20 protein-coding genes and 1 riboswitch are annotated in these 20,113 nt (G+C 39.6%); of the genes, 11 read left to right on the top strand and 9 right to left on the bottom strand.

What is annotated here, in order from left to right; all coding sequences use genetic code 11:
- The first annotated feature begins 212 nt into the window (after positions 1-212).
- On the top strand, positions 213-2,111 hold the full coding sequence (locus J2T13_RS07545; protein WP_429369878.1) for an ATP-binding protein: 1,899 nt from the start codon (positions 213-215) through the stop codon (positions 2,109-2,111).
- Between the two features lie 81 nt (positions 2,112-2,192).
- Here J2T13_RS07545 and J2T13_RS07550 read toward each other — a convergent pair whose 3' ends face one another.
- Both J2T13_RS07550 and J2T13_RS07555 read right to left on the bottom strand, forming a co-directional pair.
- Positions 2,193-2,432, bottom strand: a complete 240-nt coding sequence (locus J2T13_RS07550) for an NHLP leader peptide family RiPP precursor (protein ID WP_429369880.1) — start codon at positions 2,430-2,432, stop codon at positions 2,193-2,195.
- 67 nt (positions 2,433-2,499) lie between these two features.
- A complete protein-coding gene (locus tag J2T13_RS07555; protein WP_429369882.1) occupies positions 2,500-3,429 on the bottom strand; it encodes a hypothetical protein in 930 nt (309 codons plus the stop codon).
- Between the two features lie 234 nt (positions 3,430-3,663).
- Between J2T13_RS07555 and J2T13_RS07560 the strand changes: the two genes are divergently transcribed.
- The 3 genes from J2T13_RS07560 to J2T13_RS07570 all read left to right on the top strand — a co-directional run bounded on the left by J2T13_RS07560 (position 3,664) and on the right by J2T13_RS07570 (position 8,591).
- Positions 3,664-5,589 (top strand): ATP-binding protein, encoded by a 1,926-nt coding sequence (locus tag J2T13_RS07560; RefSeq protein ID WP_429369884.1) that lies wholly within the window; start codon positions 3,664-3,666, stop codon positions 5,587-5,589.
- Positions 5,590-6,014: 425 nt separating this feature from the next.
- Entirely contained in the window at positions 6,015-7,538 is a 1,524-nt protein-coding gene (locus J2T13_RS07565) for a potassium/proton antiporter (protein WP_429370179.1), read from the top strand.
- 129 nt (positions 7,539-7,667) lie between these two features.
- On the top strand, positions 7,668-8,591 hold the full coding sequence (locus J2T13_RS07570) for an EcsC family protein (RefSeq protein WP_429369886.1): 924 nt from the start codon (positions 7,668-7,670) through the stop codon (positions 8,589-8,591).
- 51 nt (positions 8,592-8,642) lie between these two features.
- Here J2T13_RS07570 and J2T13_RS07575 read toward each other — a convergent pair whose 3' ends face one another.
- The 7 genes from J2T13_RS07575 to J2T13_RS07605 form a co-directional block, all read right to left on the bottom strand.
- Entirely contained in the window at positions 8,643-9,863 is a 1,221-nt protein-coding gene (locus J2T13_RS07575; protein ID WP_429369888.1) for an MFS transporter, read from the bottom strand.
- 105 nt (positions 9,864-9,968) lie between these two features.
- The gene (gene queF, locus J2T13_RS07580) at positions 9,969-10,466 is read right to left on the bottom strand and encodes a preQ(1) synthase (RefSeq protein WP_429369889.1); all 498 of its coding nucleotides are present in this window, start codon (positions 10,464-10,466) and stop codon (positions 9,969-9,971) included.
- 40 nt (positions 10,467-10,506) lie between these two features.
- Positions 10,507-11,253, bottom strand: coding sequence for a 7-carboxy-7-deazaguanine synthase QueE (gene queE, locus J2T13_RS07585; protein ID WP_429369891.1), 747 nt, complete (start codon positions 11,251-11,253; stop codon positions 10,507-10,509).
- Complete coding sequence (gene queD, locus J2T13_RS07590) at positions 11,246-11,737, bottom strand: 6-carboxytetrahydropterin synthase QueD (protein WP_429370181.1); 492 nt, start codon at positions 11,735-11,737, stop codon at positions 11,246-11,248. The genes queE and queD overlap by 8 nt, the downstream gene beginning before the upstream one ends.
- Positions 11,737-12,420: a 7-cyano-7-deazaguanine synthase QueC gene (gene queC / locus J2T13_RS07595; protein ID WP_429369893.1), complete on the bottom strand. Its 684-nt coding sequence runs from the start codon at positions 12,418-12,420 to the stop codon at positions 11,737-11,739. The genes queD and queC overlap by 1 nt, the downstream gene beginning before the upstream one ends.
- 100 nt (positions 12,421-12,520) lie before the next feature.
- A riboswitch (PreQ1 riboswitch) is annotated at positions 12,521-12,558 on the bottom strand.
- A gap of 77 nt (positions 12,559-12,635) precedes the next feature.
- Positions 12,636-13,340, bottom strand: coding sequence for an AIM24 family protein (locus J2T13_RS07600; protein ID WP_429369895.1), 705 nt, complete (start codon positions 13,338-13,340; stop codon positions 12,636-12,638).
- 20 nt (positions 13,341-13,360) lie between these two features.
- Entirely contained in the window at positions 13,361-13,780 is a 420-nt protein-coding gene (locus J2T13_RS07605) for a hypothetical protein (RefSeq protein WP_429369897.1), read from the bottom strand.
- Positions 13,781-13,895: 115 nt separating this feature from the next.
- On the opposite strand from J2T13_RS07605, the gene J2T13_RS07610 reads away from it, so the two are divergent.
- The 7 genes from J2T13_RS07610 (at position 13,896) to J2T13_RS07640 (ending at position 20,113) form a co-directional block, all read left to right on the top strand.
- Positions 13,896-14,051, top strand: coding sequence for a hypothetical protein (locus J2T13_RS07610; protein WP_429369899.1), 156 nt, complete (start codon positions 13,896-13,898; stop codon positions 14,049-14,051).
- A gap of 202 nt (positions 14,052-14,253) precedes the next feature.
- Positions 14,254-14,982: a hypothetical protein gene (locus J2T13_RS07615; protein ID WP_429369901.1), complete on the top strand. Its 729-nt coding sequence runs from the start codon at positions 14,254-14,256 to the stop codon at positions 14,980-14,982.
- A gap of 173 nt (positions 14,983-15,155) precedes the next feature.
- On the top strand, positions 15,156-15,842 hold the full coding sequence (locus tag J2T13_RS07620; protein ID WP_429369902.1) for a hypothetical protein: 687 nt from the start codon (positions 15,156-15,158) through the stop codon (positions 15,840-15,842).
- Positions 15,843-16,009: 167 nt separating this feature from the next.
- Positions 16,010-16,402 (top strand): helix-turn-helix transcriptional regulator, encoded by a 393-nt coding sequence (locus tag J2T13_RS07625; RefSeq protein WP_429369904.1) that lies wholly within the window; start codon positions 16,010-16,012, stop codon positions 16,400-16,402.
- 279 nt (positions 16,403-16,681) lie between these two features.
- Entirely contained in the window at positions 16,682-18,787 is a 2,106-nt protein-coding gene (locus tag J2T13_RS07630) for a peptidoglycan D,D-transpeptidase FtsI family protein (protein WP_429369906.1), read from the top strand.
- An 85-nt stretch (positions 18,788-18,872) separates the two neighbouring features.
- The gene (locus J2T13_RS07635) at positions 18,873-19,616 is read left to right on the top strand and encodes a Cof-type HAD-IIB family hydrolase (protein WP_429369908.1); all 744 of its coding nucleotides are present in this window, start codon (positions 18,873-18,875) and stop codon (positions 19,614-19,616) included.
- Positions 19,617-19,630: 14 nt separating this feature from the next.
- On the top strand, positions 19,631-20,113 hold the full coding sequence (locus J2T13_RS07640; protein WP_429369910.1) for a DUF456 domain-containing protein: 483 nt from the start codon (positions 19,631-19,633) through the stop codon (positions 20,111-20,113).

Below are 20,113 nucleotides of genomic sequence, written 5' to 3' on the forward strand. Positions count from 1 at the left end.
AAATAGCAGAAGAATAACTAACAGTCCGAACTTTTTATATTTCGGGCTGTTAGTTATTTTTACCCTTAATATTTTCAATATTATATAGTAGAAAAGGAGAATATTTATTGGAAAATGATAAAAGTTGTAAACTTTAGAAGGTACTTTGTATAAATACATAGAATATATACAACATAATTATTACCAAATATAATATTTGAGGTGCTGCATCTATGAAGCGTGTTCCCAAACTGACGGTCATTCTCATTGCGTTGATATCATGCTCATTCGCGCTCACCTTGGCTATAGTTCTGACCTATGGTGATGGAGTGCAGAAGAAAACAAAAGTGATCACGGAATGGCAGCTCAAGTGGGGATCAGAAGCTGTATTGAACATAAATAATACAGCTTTAGATCAGGTTGAGGATTGGACTACGTATAGACTTAGTGAGTCTTTACCAAGTAGACCCACAAATACGAATATAGCATGGATCAAAGTAACTATTCCTGATATGAATTGGAACAATCCTGCTATTCTAATAAGTAGAATTTACGGTCAACATATCGTAATGAGTGTAGATAATAAGCTGATATATGAGTCTAAACGAGATTATAACTATGATGCGCACAAGATTATCGTATCACTCAAGCCAAGTGATGCTAATAAATCACTATATCTAGGAATAGTTGCAGAGAATGCAAAGATAGGAATACATAGTAATCTAATCTTAGGAGAATATACGGAGTTGTTCTCACAGTTTATAAAGCAAGACATCATCGATGTCATTCTCGGAAGTTCTTTTATTTTTATAGCTGCTGTTATGATCATTTGCACCATTTTTATTACTAGAAGTTTTGTATCTAGCTGGGTTGCTTTATGTATTATTATTATATCGACTGGAGTTCTGGCGTTAATGTATTCTCCGTACTTGTATGATCTTTATGGGAATTATGGAAGGCTGTATACACTTCTATTCGATTGTGCTTTATTTATTCTTTTACCTACGATAACTTATTTCTTTGAAAAAATATTTGGGGATGGCTATCGTGGCATTATTTCTAAATATAGAAAATTTCAAGTTGTCTATTCATGTCTTTGTTTTATTGTTGCGATCTTAAGCTTCCTTAATCTACCTAATTCCCATGAGCTCAGTTACTTTATATCAGTCACGGTAATAGGTTATACGATGATCATTCAGTGTTTAATGTTGCTGATTATGTCAATGATTTATGCCGTTAATGGAAATAAGGATGCGGTTATCTTCTCGATCGGTCTGGGATTATTTACTGGATCTTCATTAATGGATCTAATATTATTCTATCTTAAATCGGGTGATTACGAATTCTTTCTGTGGAAATGGGGAATCGTGGGCTCTATTAGTGTCCTCATCATTATCATAGGAAGGAAATTTGCTGATAGTCACGAGCAAATTGTGAAATACTCCAAAGAACAGGAGTTATTTAATATTGAATTGCAACGGTCTGAAAAGATGGAGATTATTACGGAGTTGGCAGCATCAGTTGCGCATGAAGTGAGAAATCCGCTCCAAGTAACCCGTGGATTCATTCAGCTTATTATTGAAGAGCAGGAAGAACAACAGCGGCAATATTTATTAATGGCACTTGAGGAGTTAGATAGAGCCTCTAGTATTATTACAGACTTCCTAACCTTTGGAGAATCTGAATTTGATCAGGTAACGAGATTGAGTATCAGTGAAGAACTAAGACATATTGAGGGAATCATTTCACCCTTAGCTAATTTTCAGAAAGGAATTATAACAATCGATGTACCCGGGGATCTCTACGTCGCAGGTAGTTCTTCGAAATTTAAGCAAGCCTTCATTAATATGATGAAGAATAGTATAGAATCCCTAAATGACAGTGGTGAGATTAGAGTATGGGCGTATGAAGCAGAGAATGAAGTCGTAATTCATATTAAGGATAACGGTGAAGGCATGGATCCAATGGAGCTATCTAGATTAGGAGAGCCTTATTTCTCTAATAAGACGAAGGGGACTGGGCTTGGGTTAATGGTGAGCTATCGCATTGTTGAAGTAATGAATGGGAGTATGACCTTTACAAGTGAAAAGGGAGTAGGAACGGAGGCTGTAATCAAATTTCCATCCTTCTAGAACAAATCCTAGGAGAGATAGAAATTGGAAGAGCTCTTGTTCCTACTCCTTTATTAAAGATCTATGATGTATAGTACCTGATTACCACATGGCTCTTTTTTGCATATTATAAAGAGTCATTTCAGATGGGCTGGAAGGAATAACTAAGTAAAGTTCATCAGAGGATTCCTCGACAGCTTTAAGTTTGATGTGTTCAGGGATAATAACCCCAAGTACTTCTTTTATTGCTGCTTTCGGATCTGTTAAGAGGCGTGCCTTAAAACTTGGATCCTCCCATGCTCTGTTAATAATTTGTGTTTGAAGGAGAGCTTGAGTTGTCAATAGAATCACCCTTTCAAATTTGTTAATATTTCCATAAAAGTATAACATGGACATAAGTTTAAATCTATTACTTTTTAGTATTTTCTATCAACCAGTAATGAAGACCACCGTGCTGTTGTGAGACTCTTAAATGTTCAATTTCTTGAGCATCTCGGGATAGATCGTGTATTATCGTTTCATGAAAGGAGAGCAAGTGTTTAAGTGGGATACCCAAGCTTAGAATATATTGATGATTAGCAGCAGCAATGTCCACATAGCGATTCATGATACTGCGGACATAGATTGATATCTTGACATTCTCTACAGTTAATATTTGGCTTGGATAGTGTTCATTCTTGATCATAGATAATAAGCTGTTATAGTTAGCGTCTGCAAGATCTTCGTGCCAATCCATCCAGTCATCGGACATTTGCAGTGTAATTAAGACACGGTCAATGAGATCAGATACGGGAGGAATAAGCTCTTCTTGTCCAGACAACAGCAGAATACCCGTGCTTGATAGTTTGAGAGGACCAGACTTTTTGGCAATCATACTTGGATTTGACTGAAAGTAATCTAGATGGTTCTCATTCGTAAGACTGTCTGACCATTCTCTTATGTATTGGTTGAAGTAAGTCCAAAATGGTGAATTCGAGGGGAAATAAGATCTATAGATGTCAAGGAAATGTAGGTAGAATAAATTACTTAGGATGAGTTGTGATCTGTCTCTTGAAGGTTCATCCATGAGGTCATCCTGAATGAAAAAGTACAGCATAGCGAACACATTGCCTAAGGAAAGCTTACGGTAATCTTCTTCGGGAAGGGTTGAAATTTCCTTCATCCAAAAAGGTAAGAGATAGCATATATAATTTTTGCTACTATCCTCACTATGGACATTAAACTTGTTTAAGTAAGAGAGTCCCTTTTGATCAAGGGGAGGAGGAAATAGTGCAACCATAGCTTGCGCTTCTACAAAAACCTGCGATAGTTCATTATCAAATTCTTCTAACCAATCCATATCATCACCCTAATTATTAAGATTTCATTTTCCTTTAGAGTCATGAAATTATGTCATAGCTATATTATCATAGTCTTACAAAATAACCCATTATTAATCTTGAAATTCTAATGAATAATTGTATATTTATTTTAGCTATTACATATTTTTTTAAAGGGAAGTTAGGGAACTTTGTCGAATTATAGAATTTGTAGTCTAGGTGTTATGTTTATAACTTAAGCTTGAGGTGCTGGTATGAAGTTCGGTTTAAAATGGTTTGTATACATAATAGTTGTGTTGATGATCGTGCTGTTCGTGGATACATCTAAAGAACATTCTAAGTTAGAGGAATCATCAAGTAATGTTACTCAATGGCAATTCATGTGGGAGCATACAAGTAAACCTAGATCTGAGGTCAGCGACATACCTTCTTCTGGTAAATGGACTTGGTTAAAAGCGAATCAGGCTCTACCCGCTGATAGATCTAAAAGTGATGCTGCATGGATTAAGCTTCAATTGCCACCATTAGAGTTACCCTATCCAGCTCTTTTGATTAATCCCATATATGCTCAAAAAGTATCTGTATATATAAATACAACTCTAATCTATGAAGTTAACCGGGATTATGGATATGATTTAAATAAGATTTTGTTACCACTGCATCAAAAAGATGGGGGCAAGGACATATATATACACGTACAAACGAATATAAAAAGTAGCGAAATAGGTCTGTTAGAAGAACTGAGAATAGGTGATTACTCAACGATGATAAATGTATTTGTGAGAGAGAACTTAATCGATGTTATTTTGGGAAGCTCGGTTATTTTTATAGCGTTAATTATGCTGATTTGTACTTTGTTTCTAAAAAAAGTCCAAATGCCTAACTGGTTATCTCTTAGTATTGTATTAATATCGATAGGAACATTAATTTTGACGTATTCTCCATTTCTATATACTTATTATGGTGAATACGGGAAAGTATTTGTCAGCTTATTCGATATATCTCTGTACGTATGTTTTCCAGGACTCACCTATATATTTGAGACGATGATCGGGAAGGGATACCGCTCAATTATTCGGAAATATAGGAAATTTCAAGTAGCATATTCATTGTTTGGCCTAGCATTTATGTTTGTTAATCTATTGGCTCATAATGCACTGTTTGATTTGTACTATGTTTTTTCTGTTACGATTCTAGGAATACTGATCATTATACAAGGAATTCTACTTGTGACGAGTGCAGGATATTACGCATCTAAAAGAAACAAGGATGCGATTATTATATCCGCAGGCTTTGCCGTGTTTTCCTTGTGTGGAATATCTGAAATGATATGGTTCTATATCAAAGATGGTGACTATAATTTATTTATGTGGAAATGGGGCGTGATGGGATTTGTTATGTCCTTAATCGTTCTGTTGGGCCGAAAGTTCGCTCTGAATCATCAGCGCGTAGTGGAATATTCCAAGGAATTAGCATTATTCAACAATGAGCTACAAAGATCAGAGAAGATGGACATTATTAGTGAGTTAGCAGCATCCGTTGCGCATGAGGTCAGGAATCCATTGCAAGTGACAAGAGGGTTCTTACAACTACTAGAGGAGAAATCCAATGGGAAGGAAAAAGGGTACCTTAAGTTAGCTCTTGAAGAATTAGAACGGGCCTCAAATATTATTACGGACTTCCTAACTTTTGCTAAACCGGAGATTGAACAAGTGGCTACACTAGACATCTCGGGTGAATTCAAACATATCGAAGGAATTCTTATACCGTTAGCTAATTTACAAGGAGGTAGTCTACATACTAGCATTCCTCCAGGATTAACAATCGAAGGTAACTCTTCTAAGTTCAAGCAAGCTTTTATAAATATGATTAAGAATAGCATCGAGGCTCTTGAAGATCATGGGTTCATCCATATTTGGGCCTATCAAGAAAAGGATCAGATCATCATCCATATCCAAGATAACGGTGAAGGGATGGGGGAAGCAGAGATCATGAGGCTTGGGGAGCCCTACTATTCTAATAAAACGAAAGGAACAGGGCTCGGTCTTATGGTCACATATCGCATTATTGAAGCAATGAAGGGCAATATTAAGTTTAAGAGTGAGAAAGGAATCGGCACGGAAGCGATCATAACATTTCCAGCGACTGCAGCTGAAGGTAGAGGAATAGACAGGTTGTAGTAACAACTTCAATTAAACGGATATTTATAATAAATATAATGTTCGTATAAGTTTTTAGATTATGAAGACCACTCCTAAATGCTCTACTTGGTATTACTTTTGAATTGAATCATATAAATGAAATAGAAATAGAAATAGAAATAGAAATAGAAATAGAAATAGAAATAGAAATACCCCTTAAGCATAAAGCGAAGGGGTTATTTGTGTTCGAGAATACATGAGCTTGCATCTGGATATTTTAAAGAGAGTAATCAAAGTGAAGAATGATATAAAGTTGTGATTAAATTTATTGTAATGGTTTGTAAGCGATAGATCGGTGGTTATATTTCTTATACAGAATGAGAATGTGATGTAACACCTTAGGTGACAGAGTCTTGGATACAGTGTATTTTAATTTATTGAACAGAGGCGAGAATGAGAATAATATGGATTCTACGATGCTTGTTAATTCTTTAACACTACTTGTGGCTGGATTATTATTAGTTGGTGTTCTAACGACCAAGTTCTCCTCTAGATTTGGAATGCCAGCATTGGTTCTATTTATTGTGGTGGGTATGGTTTTGAGCAGATTTATTTATTATGATAATGCTTTTCTTACGCAAATCGTTGGGATATTTGCACTGATTGTTATTTTGTTTGATGGTGGTATGCAGACGAAATTTGAGGATATTAAGCCTGTAATAGGGTCTGCACTATCCTTAGCAACGATTGGTGTGTTAGTGACGACCTTTATTGTAGGTGTCTGTGCACGATATATTCTAGGCGTAGACTGGGTGGAGGGATTTCTGTTCGGCGCGATTGTAGGGTCAACAGATGCTGCAGCTGTATTTACTGTACTCGGAGGGAAAAATATTAGAAAACGAATCACTACGACACTCGAAGCAGAGTCTGGTAGCAACGATCCCATGGCAGTATTTCTCACTATCTCCTTGATCGAATGGATACAGAAACCTGATCACTCTATAGTTAGTATGATTTTGTCATTCCTTTGGGAAATGGGAATCGGCCTAATCTTAGGTATTCTAATTGGGCGACTTGCTGTCTATATGATTAATCAAATAAACTTTGACTCTTCAGGATTATATCCTGTCATGGCTCTGAGTTTTGCCGTACTATCGTATGGTGCGACCTCGTTACTACAGGGTAGTGGATTACTGGCAGTATATGTAACCGCGATCGTGATGGGAAACTCAGATCTGACATATGGGCGTTCTATTATGCATTTTAACCAAGGCTTCGCATGGATGATGCAGATTATGATGTTTGTTCTGCTTGGTCTGCTAGTATTCCCACAACAGTTGCCTGGTATAATATGGAAGTCTTTAATGTTGTCTTTCATTCTAATGGTTGTTGCAAGGCCAATGGGTGTATATTTAAGTACTCTATTTACCAAATATTCATTTAAGGAGAAATTATTAATTTCTTGGGCTGGACTGAGAGGTGCAGTTCCGATCGTTCTAGCGACATATCCTTTGATGGCGCAACTGGAGCATGGTCATTTATTCTTTAATGTCGTATTCTTCGTAGTTCTGACTTCAGCTATTATTCAAGGGGCTACGATATCTCCCCTGGCTGAGAGGCTTGGACTAGCAGGAGAAGTGAAGCCTTCTAACCCTTCACTTCTAGAATTGACTGCTCTAGGTAAAACTAAATCGGAGATTAACCATATTGAGGTGAATAGCTCAATGGCTATAGCGGGCAAGGAAATTATAGAATTAGATCTACCAGACGATATTCTCTTCACAGCGTTGATTCGTAATGAGCAAATTATTACTCCACGAGGCAACACAACCATTGAAGCAGGTGATACCCTGTATATTCTAAGTCCGAAGGCTAAGCGTAAGCAATTAAAGACTATTCTGACCTCACCGATTCTACCAGTTACTTATATGAAAGATATACAGCCATCTACAGAGAAAGTAACAGAAATGCCAGCAGATGAAGAATAGCTATGTTGGTGTTATAAGATCAATACCACTAGAATGGTGGTAATTAAGGTGGATATAGAGCCTTATTTGAATCCATTAACTTCGTTGTACGTATAGGTAAATGTGAATAAAATGAAGGGGTTGGAGTGAATGGCTTATATGGAGAATCAGATAGAGACGCAAGAACAGTTGCAAGAACAACTAAACCAAATTAATAAGTGGGAAAAGACGCAGAAGAAGGTTTGGATCTGGGAGAAAATAGGTCGGATACCTTTTATGCTCTTAGATAAGCTCACTCCGAAGGTAGTACGCGAGAAGTTAGGTGTTGCACTTAATGAAATTGGAGGATTTATTCAGACGGGTGGACAATATTTAGTGCAAGAGAAGTCCATGTTGAAACGTCTGGTTAAGGCTGACCAGCTAAGAAAAGCTAAATCATTTCAGGATGTTTCTGTAGCTGAGGATAGCCGTAAGGGGGTAAAGGGAGACGAGCAAGATCAACCTTCCTCGATTGCGAATGTCAGTCTACTGCCCTTATGCACGATGGATGAGGTGGCAGATGAGTTAATTGCTAGTAGGGTGAAGTTCGCAGCGGCTCAAGGAGCAACAACTGGAATCGGGGGGATATTCACTGTAGCCATAGATATTCCTGTCGTTCTGGGCACATCGCTTAAAGTGCTACAAGAACTCGCGATTTGTTACGGTTATGATCCTAAAGAGAAGCAGGAACGTATATTTATTGTGAAATGTCTGCAATTCTCTTCAGCAGATGTAGTGGGAAGGAAGGCTATTCTAGAGGAGCTTACAGCCCATTTCGACCAGAAAAATCACGATGCTCAAGTGTTCTCTCAATTGCAGGGATGGCGTGAGGTTGTCCAGACTTATGTAGATAGCTTTGGATGGAAGAAGTTATTGCAGCTCGTTCCGATCGCTGGAATTGTATTTGGATCTATGAGTAATAAGGGGATGATGGAAGGGGTCGGCGAAGCGGGTAAAATGCTCTACAGGAAGCGTAGAATTGTGCAGCGATTAGAAGAGATGAAGGCACATAACGCAAATACACCGCTTGGATAACATGATTACCCATGATCCAAACGGTGTGCATGTATTTAAATTGTAAAGGGTTTAGACGGGTGATGACCACTGCTTTAACTTTTGATCTGAAGGAAGCAAATATGTCAGAATTCCTAGTAACGGTAGAAAACTACACATTTGCATCACGGACGTGATACCGATGGAGTCCATCCAGTTACCCAGAATAAGTGAACCTAGCCCACCCATTCCGAAGGCAAGACCTGTAATAAGTCCCGATACGGTACCTATTTTGCCTGGAATAAGCATTTGTGCATATACAACCGTTACAGAGAAGCTAGAGAATATGACAAGGCCGATGAAAGCGAGTAGAACTCCTGTCCAGAATAGATTAGCATAGGGCAGTAATAGTGCTAATGGGGCTGCACAAATCATCGAGGCGAATATCATATTTCTTTTGCCAAAACGGTCTGAGAGTGGTCCTCCTAAGAAGGTACCCACAGCGCCAGCGGCTAGAAACATAAAGATATAAATCTGCGAATCATGAACTGAAAGATGGAATACCTCCATTAAATAAAATGAATAATAGTTACTTACGGAGGAAGCATACCACGAACGAACAAACACAAGAAGGATCAGGACAATAAGGGCATACATCACTTTTTGCCTTACGTCAGGGTTCATTGTTCGAGTGTTTGTTTTCTTCTGATGTTGATTTCTTATTAATGTGCGTCCATACCATCTTGCGATTACCATCTGTAAAGCGATCCCTGCCGCAGCTACACCTGTAAACCATATCGCCCCGAATTGTCCGAGCGGAATAAAGATCCACATCGTCAGCATAGGTGCAAGCGATTGACCGGCATTACCCCCAACTTGAAAGATAGATTGTGCAAGACCACGGCGTGAGCCAGCAGCCATATGGGACACGCGTGAACCTTCGGGGTGAAAAGCAGCTGAACCGAGTCCTACGAAAATGACCGCGATAAGAACAGAAGAATAGTCTGCAGCGTACGCAAGCAATAGCATTCCTGTGAACGTAAATCCCATCCCGATAGGAAGTATGGCGGGTGTGGGTCTTTTATCTGAGAACCATCCCACAACAGGTTGCATAATAGACGCTGTGAAATTAATGGCGAACGAAATCATGCCGATCTGAGCAAAGCTAAGATTCATGGATTGCTTCAGAATTGGAAAGATAGCTGGAATAACGGATTGAATGGAATCATTAAATAAATGCACTAAACTAATGGCAATTAATATCCAAAATATCGTCGGCTGGTTATTTTTTTCAGGGCGTGGCTGTAACTTCACACCTGCTTTGGGAATAGACAGGCTCAGATAGGTGACCTCCTAGGGCTGCAATTTCCTGATATTTCTTGATAATCAAGAATATGAGGGTTCATTTTTCAGTTCTTTCTATCTATTATCTACGTTTTCAGGATACATGTCATGATTCATCAGTCTATGTTGCGCCATCGCTTCATATTTCGTACCTTCTTGACCATAGTTACAATAGGGATCAATCGATATGCCTCCACGCGGTGTGAATTTACCCCATACTTCAATATATTTAGGGTCCATTAGCTTAATCAGGTCATTCATGATAATATTCATACAATCTTCGTGGAAATCTCCATGGTTACGGAAACTAAATAGGTATAACTTCAGTGATTTACTCTCAACCATATGAATATTCGGGATATAACTGATATAAATTGTAGCGAAATCTGGCTGACCTGTGATCGGACAAAGGCTAGTAAATTCAGGGCAATTGAACTTGACGAAGTAATCCCGGTAGGGATGTTTGTTCTCGAAGCTTTCTAGAATATCAGGATCATATTCCAAAGAGTACTGTGTTCCTTGATTGCCGAGTAAGGTAATATCTTTCAATTCATGTTGTTGTCTTCCTGGCATATATATTCTCCTTAGTTGCTATGCTCATAGCCAAATTTTTTTATACACCTCGTTTATTTCCCCATACTAACGTATGAAGCTGAGGAAGCACTCGAACGTTATTAAGAATAGACGATTCCATAACTTGTTCAATTAACCATTCATAACGCTGCAATAGAAATGAAGTGTGCTCTGTTATGTCCATCGTATGCACGTCTGGATTTCCAATCTGCAGGAATAAAGGAACCGAAGAATAACGTACATGGATCTTTTCAGCATAGTCTAGATCAATGGCATCAAAGATAACGACTTTCAGACTATGTGAATAAGGGGTGGTACGTTGCTTTAGGCGTTCCAATATATAATCAAGCTTCTCCCAATCCGTGTTCATTGCAGAGCTTGGGGGCTTAGGAGATAAAGTGACCTCATCAATATCCAATAACCAATCTTGCCATTTGGAGCCTTGTGTCTCAACCGCGACTTTAATATGGTGTGCATGAAGTAATTCAATTAGCGGTCCTAACTGCGGAAGTAAGGCGGGATTACCGCCTGACAGAGTTACATGAGAGAATCGCTGACCACCAATATCGGATAATTCAGTCCATATGTCTTCAGGTTGCATGGGTGTGATCTGGTCAGCACCACTACCATCCCAAGTGAAGGCAGAGTCACACCATGAGCAGCGATACTCACAGCCCGCTGTACGAATGAACATGGTCTTCGTCCCGATGACCATACCCTCCCCCTGAACAGTAGGGCCGAAAATTTCCATAACCGGAATAGGAGGAGAGGATTTGATCTTACTCATCAAGCATCCACTCCCGTCTAGCCTCAGCATAGCTGGTTGGTGTCTCATATAACCTCACAAATTCTGTACGTGTTACATTCTCCGAGGACGGGTGTGTTCTAGTGTTCAGGGCTAGCTCTATTTGTTCGAATAGCCATACAACCATATTTTCAGCTGTTGTGTTCATCTTTGGCAAAGTCTCATTCAAATAACGGTGATCTACAAAGGGTTCAATGCGTTCTTTCCAGATCGTTTTGATATCTCCGAAATCTAAGGTGATTCCCACTTCATCGGGGACACCGCTGATCCCGAAGACAACTTTGTAGGTGTGTCCGTGTAAGTTTTTACATTTACCTTCATACGCATGGAGATGATGAGCAGCATCGAAGGTGAATTCTTTGCAGACGAGTACTCTTTTGCGATGATAACGTAGTTCTTGATGACCTATATCTTCACCTAAACGCTGAAGTTGGTCAACAATGCGGAATTCCCCAGGAGTTCGCATCATGATTGCACCTCAGCTTGACTAGAGGAAAGGTTGCGCTCGGCAGAATATTGGTCTAGACCTGCCTTCCGAAGCTTGCATGCAGGGCATTCTCCACATCCGTCGCCAATGATGCCATTATAGCAAGTTAGTGTTCGTTCCTGTACATAATCAAAGGCGCCTAACTCATCAGCCATGCTCCAAGTCTCAGCCTTATTTAGCCACATTAGAGGGGTATGGATGACAAAATGATAATCCATGGATAGGTTAAGCGTAACATTCATCGACTTGATGAATACATCTCGGCAATCAGGGTAGCCACTAAAGTCAGTTTCACATACACCTGTAATAAGATGTCTGGCACCTATTTGTTTCGCGAGAACAGCGGCGAAACTAAGGAACAGTAAATTACGACCCTCTACGAAGGTGCTAGGCAGCTTCCCTTCTTCATGGGATATTTCTTGGTCACTACGGGTAAGTGCATTGGGAGCGAGTTGATTCAGAAGGCTCATATCGAGAATCGTCTGTTTAACACCCAGATCCGCGGCTATACTTGTTGCACATTCAATTTCTAGTTTATGACGTTGGCCATAATCGAACGTCACGACCTCTACCTCAGTAAAGTGTTGTTTGGCCCAGAATAGACATGTGGTGCTGTCTTGCCCACCGCTAAATACGACGACTGCTTTTTCGTTTGTAAACATAAAAAAACCTCTCCATCTTCTTAGATTTATAGAAGAGAGAAAGATTCATGAACTAGTTTCCAACTCAAAAACAACCCTTACCCATGATGCAATAAGGAGAATAGTTTTTTATAGAGGGAGTTCGCGAACCTCTCCCATGCACGTATGCATGGATCATCTTCAATTGTCTCACACTCATTTAAGGGGTGTTTGACGAGATTTATTATAACATGAACCTATTTAATAAACACACCTCCGAAGGGAATTACTTCTCTCAGAATACGTTTGAGGAGGCCATCATTCTTCATTTCCTTCTCCAGCTTATGATTCTGCCTTCCAGCTTGATATAGAACAGTGCCACGCCCAGTCATCTTCCAATGATAACTCATATGTTGGCTGGCCAGGGTGTTTCCATAGACTGTAAGCTCAAGCTTCGCATTCTCAGGATAAGCGACTAGACTACCAGCATCTACATACAGAGGTTCTGTAGGATGGAGTTCAGCTTCACATACGGGACCTTGTGTTAGAATTCCAACAGTTCCTGTACCTGTGAATTTTACTTTGACAGCATCACGTGTGATAAACATATTTTTGATTCGTAAAAGCCTAGTCTGCATCGTGATGCCATAACTATAGAAAAAAAGACTGCGGAAATTATAAAGTAGATCACTTCCATCTTTCAATTCCACCGATTTCACAGCAAATCCAGGAGGTAAGGCAGCAACAAATTGGCAAGGTCCTGTCATGTCTGCTTGGATAAGTCTTCGTTTACGAAAGATCCCCTTCACGTTCATCAGGCGGTCACTACGGCCTTCTGAATGCCCCCGATAAGATACAATCTGTTCAGGATGGAGCATATGAAGCTGTTCTTGATCTTTAAGAGAGAAGGTTACAGCTTGTCCGATCCCGCCGTTGTCGTGATTATTTGCCTGGATCTTCATTCATATCGCTCCCTTTGGAATTATCTTTTATTAGATCTTTGCATTAGGAATCTGAGGGTACGTATAAGAATGAAATAACCAATGAGGAGGGCAACTGCCCAGATCACAACGACTTTGATCTGATCCATACGACTTTGTTTTGAACTTTCAGCATCTTGTAATAACGTAATGGTCTCTGTAAGTTGACGATTCTGATCCATCAGACTCTCTTGTTGTAGCTGATAATTCTTGATGCTTGCTCGTGCTTCCGCTAGTTCACTAAGCGTTTGTTGGTAGCTCTCCTTCAGTTTATTTACTTCGCTCGGAAGTTCTGAGAACTGTTCAACCCCATTATAGAAATCTGTGAAATAATTAGCATGAGCTGTGGGTGACAACATTAGAAGAAAGCCACTCAAGAGTAAAAGGGTGCAATGGATGATACGTTTTCGATAATTTCTCAATATAATCACCGCCTGATAAGGTTGTTGTTAACGATATAAACTGAATTAAAAGTTTGGAAAGGATTGATTGGGGTTATATATCTATCATTACACTACTTAAAGGAGTATGAAAAGGATGCAAAATTCTGAAAAAAATGTTAAAAAAATTATTATTACTGTTAATGGTGAGCCCGTAGGAAATGGCATCTTAATAGATACAATCACTTATGCACCTATAAAGATGCAAGATGAACCCTCAATTCATTCCACTAAGACAACAAATTCACCGTGAATCAATATAGAATACAGTCCTACGTGAGTAGGGCTTTTTTGTTGAAAAAATTGATAGTCAGGCGACAAACTTCGACAGCGGATTTCTATCAGTTCCTTTATACTAAAATAACATAGTTAGCGCTTCGACTCTATTACATAAAATTAGTGAATATTCGAGTGGATCCACAAAAAAAAGTAAGCTTAGAAGAGGAGACAATAATATGTCATTCTGTATTCAATGTGGTCAAAGTTTAGAAGAAGGTACTTCTCATCAATGTGCGGCAAATAACGCTATCCCCATGGTATCATCAGCGGGTAAACCTCAATCTGTTAAAGTTGATCTTCACGTGCTGTTAGGGATCTTGAAGAATCCTATGAATGCTCTGAAGTTGAATGCTTCTGAAGGAGGACTGGTGTATGGGTTAATAGGATTAGGCGTAAGTTTGATTGGGTTTTTGTTATATGCACTAGCGCTCAAGCAAGTGATGATCAACATGATATCAAGCGTATTTGGTGAGTTGTCTGGTTTTTTTGATGGAGCTGGGAGCATAGGGAATAGTTTTAGTGGAGGAATAGCTAGTCAATTGTCTTTGGGATGGAATGCTCTATGGATTGGATTAGTATCTGCGGTTGCTCTACTGGCAACCTATTGGTTGGTTGGGAATGCAGTATCGAAGAAGAAGATGGCTCAGCTAGATTTTATTACGAAGGTAGGCGCATTCCAACTCGTTTTTGGAGTTGTATTTATCTTAAGTGCATTGTTAGCCTTTATTACTTTTAAATTTTCTATATTGTTAATGGTGATCAGTCTATTATTGGCTCTAGTATGTACGAATACGATAGTATCTCAAATATATGGGGTTCAAGGTAGCCAACAATTGAAATTATCTGCTATTGCAGTTAGTATTTATGCTTTAATTATATTACTTCTACTGCAGGTTGTTGTATAAATCCTTCATACAAATCTATCATCTATGTAATCATATTCTTCAAAAGAGCCGGTTTGCTCATATGCAACCGGCTTTTTGCTATATTTTACAAGAAACATAATACGAACGTACGTTCCGTGACAACTAGTTGTCAATCTATATTGGTACATTAGGTATAGGAAGAGGGGAAGCGTATGGATATGGAGATTGAAGCCAGTTATTTTTGGGACCATGAGTACATATTTGCTGGAAGTACCAACAAAATATACTTATTAGTTCAATGGAGTGCATGTATGACGCCAACAACGAGAAGAAAATCCACGCCGAAATTACTAGCACGTGACGTTGAATTATACTTATGGCTTGAACCCTATATATTAGTTGGAAATATCTATGGATGTGAAGGAATGAAAAGATCTCAGCAGCAGTTATTAATTGTCCAGCTAGGGCATCTTTATAATGGAATAAGGCAGAGTCTAGTTATCGAGTGCACACTACTATCTCAAACACCAGGTGAGAAGCATGTACTCTCAGCTCAATGGAGATACAAGGAGGGGAGTAGAGGGAGAGCTAGGCAACGCTCTGTTGAGGAAATTTATATCCATTACAGCTATGACCTGGGGCGCCTTCGGAATTCAGGAGATATCAATGTAGAGAAGCATATTAAACTACTGAAAACTCCTACAGTGATAAAGGAGGCAGATAAATGGTTTAATTTAGGAGAGGCAGATCACGCTGAATTCATATTAAGGAGAAAGGGAGATGAATTGCTATTGTTTGCAATTCATTCGGGAGATCCCAAGTTTATTGAAGAAGCAGAGACGCTGTATCGTTTAAGCAAACAATATGTTGATGCATACCAAGGAATTTCACTAGATTAACTAAAATTAGGACTATAATATCATTTTTTTGGGTTACTATATAAATAAATAGTTAAATAGTTCTAAATAATATAAGAGTATTGAAGGAAAATATACCTAGAGGGTCGAATGGACTAGTTATAAGATATTCTCGAGTCTGTTTTACTACAATTGCTAGGGGAGTTTATATGACTGACAGGCTAATCCGCTTAATGCGTATCATTACGTTAATTCAAGCGAGACCTGGTATTCTTACTAGGGAACTTGCGGAGCGTTGTGGAACTACAGAACGTACGATTTATAGGGATATGGTTGCCCTTAGTGCAATGCATATCCCTGTGATACACCAGGGATATGGAAAGGGGTATGCATTCATAGGTAACTTTGCTCTATATCCGTTAGATTGGACGGATGAAGAGATGCATGCCTTCTCGCAACTGAATACAGTGATGGAGCTGATCGTACCTTTACTTCCGGTTGAATTTCAAAGTGCCTATGAGAAAGTGATGGCTGCCGATTACAAGTACAGGAGTGATAGGGCCGAATTAGTTCAACAATTAGATGATCTAGGACTCTCATGATGAGGGAGTCGAACAAGTTCTATTGGGCATTGACAATAAACAACCAAACGAAGGGTACTTCAGCTAAAATCTACAAGGGATTTTGGCTTTTTTTGAAATATAAGAATTTATATGCTGTACATAATAAATGGTCCTTATATTTGTACGAGAAACGGATGCCGTCCCTTGAAAGGACGGCATCCGTTTCTTCTTATCTGGAAATAAACGGGGAGTCCATTTAATGTAGGTAGCTTTTTTTTGTGCTAGAATAGTAAGGACGCTCTCATGGAGAATATCATCATGAAAAAACTAACAATACAAGGAGGAGAATCGGTGAGTGATTACGTGCCAGATCGATCGCAGCAGGAATCTTCGAAAGACAAGAATAGCTTTAACTTGCGAATCAATCTGTTTTTCTTTAGTACATTCCTCATATTTTGTGTCATTATCGTAAGGTTGGCAATTCTACAGTTCGTAGAAGGACCAACACTCGCGGGGGAAGAAACAAGAAGAGATGTTAAGAATGTACCGCTTAATCCAATAAGAGGAACCATATTCGACGCGACGGGATCGGTGAAATTAGCTTATTCCACCCCGACGCAGTCCTTATATATCACGTTACAGAAAAATTATAGCGATAAACTGGATGATAATGGTGAAAAGGTAAGAGATAAAAATTACCCTGAGTTAGAGAAAATAGCGGAAGATATCGTAGTTGTATTTGATAAATATGCCGATCCTAACAGTACGCCATTAACCAAAGAAGATGTTCTGGATGCTATGGATAATAATTATAGAAAATATCAAGGATACGTCCCTCGGCGTATTAAGATGGATCTTACAGAAAATGAAGTTGCATACTTTATGGAGCATAAGACGGATTTCCCTGGTATAGAAGTTGTTGAGGAGAATATTCGTCATTATGATCCAGATACAGTCGCTGTACAGACTATTGGATATATTAAGGATTTCAAAAGATCCAAGACATTGACGAAATATAGTACCATTAGTGAAGATATCTCAAGTGGAAGGCAGCTAGATCCAGGCTTAATCTACACTGAACCTGAGTTTGTAGGGTTTGATGGTTTAGAGTTGATGTTCCAAGATGAGTTGCGTGGCAAGAATGGATATAGAAAGGTCCCTGTCGATCCAAGGAATATGCCCGAAGGTGTAGATGAAATTGTTGCACCGGAGAAGGGGAACGATATCTATTCGACCATTAACAAAGAGATTCAGGTGAAAACCGAAGAGGCCATTATGGATCAATTAGACTGGCTGCATAGAAACCCTGTCTCTGGAAAGCTTCATCCTGATGCAACAACGGGCTTTGCTGTAGCGATGGAAGTGAAGACTGGAAAGATTGTTGCCATGGCGAGTATGCCTGATTACGATACGAACCTTTGGAGTTCGGGGACGATAGCCTCGAAGGATTGGACTAACAAAGTTGAATTTATTTATCAGAACGGGACCATTCGTTCCTTCAATCCAGGTAAAACAGGGGCACACCCGGAGTCCGTGGTTCTTCTAGGTTCTACGATTAAACCACTTAGTGTGCTGGTTGGATTGAAGGAAGGACTTTTCACAACGGATACTTGGTATAATGACACGGGTGCAGCTTACTTTGGTAAGGAAGGTCATCAGGCAAGGGTTCGTAACTCAGGTGGGCATGTTTATGGGATGATGGACCCTGCTAAAGCGATCTTGCATTCTTCTAATGCATTTATGGTGGATAAAGTTGGGGTACCTCTCAACAATAAATATGGTTCTAAAGTGATTGGTGTATGGGATAAGTATATGACGGATTTCGGTCTCGGGGTTGTTACAGGCAGTGGTCTCCCTGGTGAGCAAAAAGGAATACGTGAGTATGAGAACGATGATGAAAGTACGCAGTCTAGAATGGCATATGCATCTTTCGGTCAACAAGGAAAATATACGACACTTCAACTTGCCCAATACACGGCAATGCTTGCTAATGAAGGTAAACGTATGAAGCCCCAGCTTGTAAGTGAGATTAAAGATAGTAATGGGAATGTAGTGAAGACATTCGAGCCAGAGGTGCTGAATACCGTTGATTTCGATAAATCATATTGGAATGAAATTAAAAAGGGTATGAATAGTAGCGTAACAGCCTTCAACGGTTACAAATACGATGTTGCCCGCAAAACAGGAACCTCGACCCAGTTGGTAGGGGGAAAAGATGTCGATAACGGTGTGTTCATATCCTTCGCTCCCCGTGATAATCCGGTATTGGCTGTAGCTGTGATGATTCCCGAAGGGGGATTTGGTTCCAACAGTGCTGGACCTGTGGCACTCAAAATGTTCGAAGCGTATGACGAGGTTTATGGATTGGATGGAACACCTCACCCTAAGACAGATGGGATAGTGGACGTAGACACAGAAGAATAAGCATAAACATCCGCTAAAATATGTTGTCTAAAAGTCAACTACGCATTTAAAGGGTAGAATTGCAGAGAGAATTAGGGGGATTACTGTGAGTAATAAATACAAATTGTTGGCACTAGATATGGATGGCACATTACTTAGAGATGATCATGAGATATCCCCAGAGACAGTAATATGGATTAAGAAAGCTGTTGAACATGGCATACACGTCTGTTTGTCTACAGGGCGAGGTTTCGCTAGCGCTTTGCCTTACGGTGAGCAACTAGGGCTTTCTACGCCTATGGTTACTGTGAATGGAAGTGAGGTATGGAAGGCACCACACGATCTGTATCGACGTTCTTACATGGATGTCCAATTAGTTAAGGATATGTACGATATTGGGATAAGGAAGAATTCGTGGTTCTGGGCTTATTCAGTGGATACGGTCTATAACAAGGAGCATTGGATCCAGAAGCCGATTGAGAATGAGCAGTGGCTTAAGTTCGGTTATCACACGGAGGACCATGACGTCCGTCATGAAATACTGATGGAGTTACAGAACATGGGTGGGCTTGAAATTACCAATTCTTCACCGTTTAACTTGGAGATTAACCCACAAGGAGTGAACAAGGCAACTGGGATTCTGGAAGTATGTCGGTTACTTGGGATCGAAATGTCTGAAGTCATCGCTGTGGGGGATAGCATGAATGATCTAGCGGTTATCCAGCAAGCGGGTCTTGGTGTGGCTATGGGAAATGCGCAACAGGTTGTGAAGGATGAAGCTGATGTGGTAGTAGCAACGAATAACGAAGATGGAATTGTAGAGGTTATCCAGAAGTATATCTTTGGATAGGAGTTGGGAGTAGAATGACTATACTCGGATGGATTCTCATTATTGCTTTGTTTGGCATAGGACTGGCGGGTGCGGTGTTCCCAGTTCTTCCAGGAGCACTAGCTATCTATGCAGCCTTTTTTGTATATGGTTGGTTTTTTGGCTTTGATGCCTTTGGAGTATGGTTCTGGATTATACAGACGTTAATTGTCGTCGTTCTTATTGTAGCTGATTATATTGTAGGTGCCTGGGGAACTAAGAAATTTGGAGGTTCTCGTCTATCGGTTATTCTAAGTACGATCGGTGTTATTATTGGTCCTTTTGTCATTCCAGCCTTCGGTCTTATTATTGGACCGTTTATTGGAGCCTTGGTCGGTGAATTGATATCGGGTTCCTCGTTATCGAAGTCGGTAAAAGTAGGCTGGGGTTCTTTGGTGGGCTTATTTAGCAGTATGGTCGTCAAGGTGATTTTACAGATTGGTATGATCATTATTTTCTTTATTTGGATGGGTGCTTAG

The organism is Paenibacillus sp. DS2015 (assembly GCF_050433705.1).
GTDB lineage: Bacteria > Bacillota > Bacilli > Paenibacillales > Paenibacillaceae > Paenibacillus_AQ.

What these genes read in the sequence shown, in the direction of transcription:
- J2T13_RS07545 (WP_429369878.1), top strand. Translation starts at nt 213, where the DNA reads ATGAAGCGTGTTCCCAAACTGACGGTCATTCTCATTGCGTTGATATCA.
- J2T13_RS07555 (WP_429369882.1), bottom strand. Translation starts at nt 3,429, where the DNA reads ATGGATTGGTTAGAAGAATTTGATAATGAACTATCGCAGGTTTTTGTA.
- J2T13_RS07560 (WP_429369884.1), top strand. Translation starts at nt 3,664, where the DNA reads ATGAAGTTCGGTTTAAAATGGTTTGTATACATAATAGTTGTGTTGATG.
- J2T13_RS07565 (WP_429370179.1), top strand. Translation starts at nt 6,015, where the DNA reads ATGGATTCTACGATGCTTGTTAATTCTTTAACACTACTTGTGGCTGGA.
- J2T13_RS07570 (WP_429369886.1), top strand. Translation starts at nt 7,668, where the DNA reads ATGGCTTATATGGAGAATCAGATAGAGACGCAAGAACAGTTGCAAGAA.
- queF (WP_429369889.1), bottom strand. Translation starts at nt 10,466, where the DNA reads ATGCCAGGAAGACAACAACATGAATTGAAAGATATTACCTTACTCGGC.
- queE (WP_429369891.1), bottom strand. Translation starts at nt 11,253, where the DNA reads ATGAGTAAGATCAAATCCTCTCCTCCTATTCCGGTTATGGAAATTTTC.
- queD (WP_429370181.1), bottom strand. Translation starts at nt 11,737, where the DNA reads ATGCGAACTCCTGGGGAATTCCGCATTGTTGACCAACTTCAGCGTTTA.
- queC (WP_429369893.1), bottom strand. Translation starts at nt 12,420, where the DNA reads ATGTTTACAAACGAAAAAGCAGTCGTCGTATTTAGCGGTGGGCAAGAC.
- J2T13_RS07600 (WP_429369895.1), bottom strand. Translation starts at nt 13,340, where the DNA reads ATGAAGATCCAGGCAAATAATCACGACAACGGCGGGATCGGACAAGCT.
- J2T13_RS07610 (WP_429369899.1), top strand. Translation starts at nt 13,896, where the DNA reads ATGCAAAATTCTGAAAAAAATGTTAAAAAAATTATTATTACTGTTAAT.
- J2T13_RS07615 (WP_429369901.1), top strand. Translation starts at nt 14,254, where the DNA reads ATGTCATTCTGTATTCAATGTGGTCAAAGTTTAGAAGAAGGTACTTCT.
- J2T13_RS07620 (WP_429369902.1), top strand. Translation starts at nt 15,156, where the DNA reads ATGGATATGGAGATTGAAGCCAGTTATTTTTGGGACCATGAGTACATA.
- J2T13_RS07625 (WP_429369904.1), top strand. Translation starts at nt 16,010, where the DNA reads ATGACTGACAGGCTAATCCGCTTAATGCGTATCATTACGTTAATTCAA.
- J2T13_RS07630 (WP_429369906.1), top strand. Translation starts at nt 16,682, where the DNA reads ATGAAAAAACTAACAATACAAGGAGGAGAATCGGTGAGTGATTACGTG.
- J2T13_RS07640 (WP_429369910.1), top strand. Translation starts at nt 19,631, where the DNA reads ATGACTATACTCGGATGGATTCTCATTATTGCTTTGTTTGGCATAGGA.